We start from the raw sequence: 2,452 nt of genomic DNA, 5'->3' as shown, positions 1-2,452 counted from the left end.
AGTTCGAATCTGTGACGCCCCACCAAAATTTCAAAGGCCTCCCGCACCGAGGCCTTTTTCACTTCCAGGTCGGCCTGAATTTCAGGCCGGGCTTCGGGGCGTTAGCTCAGCTGGTAGAGCAGCGGACTCTTAATCCGTAGGTCCACAGTTCGAATCTGTGACGCCCCACCAATCAAGAAAAGCACCACGAGAAATCGTGGTGCTTTTTTGCTTTGCGGGCCCTGCTCGGCCCGCCCCGCCCCGTCATCACTCTTCCTGATTGTCGCCCCCGCCTTCTATCTGCCCCACCGGTACCTTGCGCTGACGCCCGGGACGGGTGCGCTTGGCGTCGCTGGCGGCGGGGAAGTCGCGCTTTTTCTTGGCCGCCTTGGACATCTGCGACAGGCCAGTCAGCAATTGCACCAGCGCACTGCGCATTGCCGCATCCACACCGCGGAAGCAGGACAGCAATTCACTCTCCTCCTGACTTGGCGTGGCGCCTCTGACGCCGGTCAGCACATAGGTGACGTCGATGCCGATCTCCCCCAGGCCATGCAGATAGTAGGCGTCCGGTGCCGTCTCGCCGATCTCGTACTTGATCTGCGTGCGCGCCGTGATCTCCAACTGGTCCGCTACCGACTTTTGGGTATGGCCGCAGCGACCGCGTTCTTCGGCCAGACGATCACCAAGTATTGTTAAAAATTCACTTTTATTCGATGACATATGAAAAGGACCTCTCCTAGAATATTGCTCTCAGTCCAACAGCGAGGAGACATCTTATGGCACACAAGCAACAAAACGAACGCATGACCGCAAAAGGGTCCACGCGTCTGGTGAAATTTCGACTTAATGAGGCCGAATTCGAGCAAGCGACCCAGTTAGCGAGCCAAACTTACCGGTCCCGGGCGCTTTTCGTGCGCACCATGTATCTGCTGGGATTAAAGGAATATCAACGCGAGCATCCGCTGGATTGAGATGCATCTGGCCAAGCCGGCCAGGCAGAGGGAAGGCAAGAAGGGGTAAAGGCGCCGTGTCAGAAGACGCCGCAACGCAGCAGGAAATCTGCGGTCGCTTGCAACACCTGTTGCGGCTGCTCCCGATGCGGGACATGGCCGCACTGTGCCAGCACCTGATACCGGCCTTGACCGGAAAAAGCCGCCGGCAAGCTGGCGATCATGCGGGGATGAGCCAGACTGCCGTACTCATCCAGATCGCCGTGCAAGGCCAGCACCGGGCATTGCAGACGGGCCAGCATGGGCGCCAGCGACCAGTCGGCAAAGGCCGGCGAGCGCCAGGTATCGATCCAGGCCGACAGTACCCAGCGGGCCTGCTGCATATCGTTGCCGTGATACTTCGCCAGCCGCGCCAGTTGCGCCGGGTCGGCGAAACTGGCAGCAGCCTCCCGTATTCCTTGCAGGGTCAGCTCTTCCACGAAGGCCTGCGCCGCTTCGGTGATGACACCCAGCACATACTGCGGCATCTGCGCGGCCGCCGACACGGCCATGCCGCCGCCGACGCTATGACCAAACAGCACCACCCGCTCCACCCCGAAGTGTTGCAAGACCGCTTCCAAGCAGGGCCGGGCTTTCGCCTGCAATGAACCCGGGCGGCAGGCAATCGCGGCGCGCCGTGGACAGGCGGAAGCCATAACGGTCGTAGGCAATGACCGGGCAAGCGGTACGCTCGGCCAGGCGTGCAGGAAAGTCGCGCCACAAGGCCACTGATCCCAGGGAGTCATGCAACAGGACGATGGCAGGACGACCCGCAAGCTGCCGGCCCCACAGGCAGGCGTGCAAGGACACGCCGTCCACGTCTATATGCACCTTCTGCACACGCTGCTGCCCGGACATCACCCCTCCTTCGCCAGCTACCAAAGAAAAGGCGCACCGGGAGGTGCGCCTGAATCAGCCTTCAAGGGGTATTGCTCCCCCTTAATATACCGGACACGCTGTCAGCTTGCGCGACGTGCGAGCCCCAGTATCACGCCAGGTGGCGCATGGCTGATGTCTGCCTGACCGCTGCCCATCAGTGATGCGCGCCACCGCCAAGATAGGCGGCCTTGACCGCCGGGTCGTTCTGCAGCTTGTCGGCGGGTCCGTGTACGGAGATCTTGCCATTCTCCAACACATACCCGTAATCCGCAACATTGAGCGCGGCGGCAGCGAACTGCTCCACCAGCAACATGGTCACGCCCTGCTCCTTCAAGCGCGAGATGATGCGGAAGACTTCATCAACCAGGATAGGCGCCAGGCCCATCGACGGTTCATCCAGCAGGATCACTTCAGGATTCAACATCACCGCGCGTGCCATGGCCAGCATCTGCTGCTCGCCGCCGGAGAGCGTGCCGGCCAGCTGGGCCTGCCGCTCTTTCAAGCGCGGGAACAATTCCAGCGCGCGCTCCAGGTCATGCCCGATATCCCCCTTGGGACGCGCCCGGGTAAAGCGCGGAAAGGCGCCCAGCAGCAGGTTGTCG

3 protein-coding genes, 1 tRNA gene and 1 pseudogene are annotated in these 2,452 nt (G+C 61.5%); 2 read left to right on the top strand and 3 right to left on the bottom strand.

Annotated elements, in window-relative coordinates; all coding sequences use genetic code 11:
* Positions 1 to 95: 95 nt before the first annotated feature.
* Positions 96 to 171 (top strand) — tRNA-Lys (locus I5W_RS28425).
* Positions 172 to 246: 75 nt separating this feature from the next.
* Here the strand turns inward: I5W_RS28425 and I5W_RS28420 are convergent.
* Positions 247 to 702 carry a helix-turn-helix domain-containing protein gene (locus tag I5W_RS28420; protein WP_237741799.1) on the bottom strand — a complete coding sequence of 152 codons (456 nt, stop codon included), beginning with the start codon at positions 700 to 702 and terminating at the stop codon, positions 247 to 249.
* A gap of 56 nt (positions 703 to 758) precedes the next feature.
* On the opposite strand from I5W_RS28420, the gene I5W_RS28415 reads away from it, so the two are divergent.
* On the top strand, positions 759 to 953 hold the full coding sequence (locus I5W_RS28415; RefSeq protein WP_017454616.1) for a hypothetical protein: 195 nt from the start codon (positions 759 to 761) through the stop codon (positions 951 to 953).
* Positions 954 to 1,012: 59 nt separating this feature from the next.
* On the opposite strand, the pseudogene I5W_RS34370 reads toward I5W_RS28415, so the two are convergent.
* Both I5W_RS34370 and I5W_RS28405 read right to left on the bottom strand, forming a co-directional pair.
* Positions 1,013 to 1,829: pseudogene (locus tag I5W_RS34370) on the bottom strand (alpha/beta fold hydrolase).
* A gap of 175 nt (positions 1,830 to 2,004) precedes the next feature.
* The coding region (locus I5W_RS28405) for an ABC transporter ATP-binding protein (protein ID WP_044531776.1) at positions 2,005 to 2,452 on the bottom strand (448 nt) is incomplete at its 5' end.

Source organism: Herbaspirillum sp. B65, assembly GCF_000333555.1.
Taxonomy (GTDB): Bacteria; Pseudomonadota; Gammaproteobacteria; order Burkholderiales; family Burkholderiaceae_D; genus Herbaspirillum; species Herbaspirillum rubrisubalbicans.
This window is presented reverse-complemented; position numbering and strand designations above follow the sequence as displayed.

Excerpts from the sequence above, each read along its gene's own strand:
- I5W_RS28420 (WP_237741799.1), bottom strand. The coding sequence starts at position 702 with ATGTCATCGAATAAAAGTGAATTTTTAACAATACTTGGTGATCGTCTG.
- I5W_RS28415 (WP_017454616.1), top strand. The coding sequence starts at position 759 with ATGGCACACAAGCAACAAAACGAACGCATGACCGCAAAAGGGTCCACG.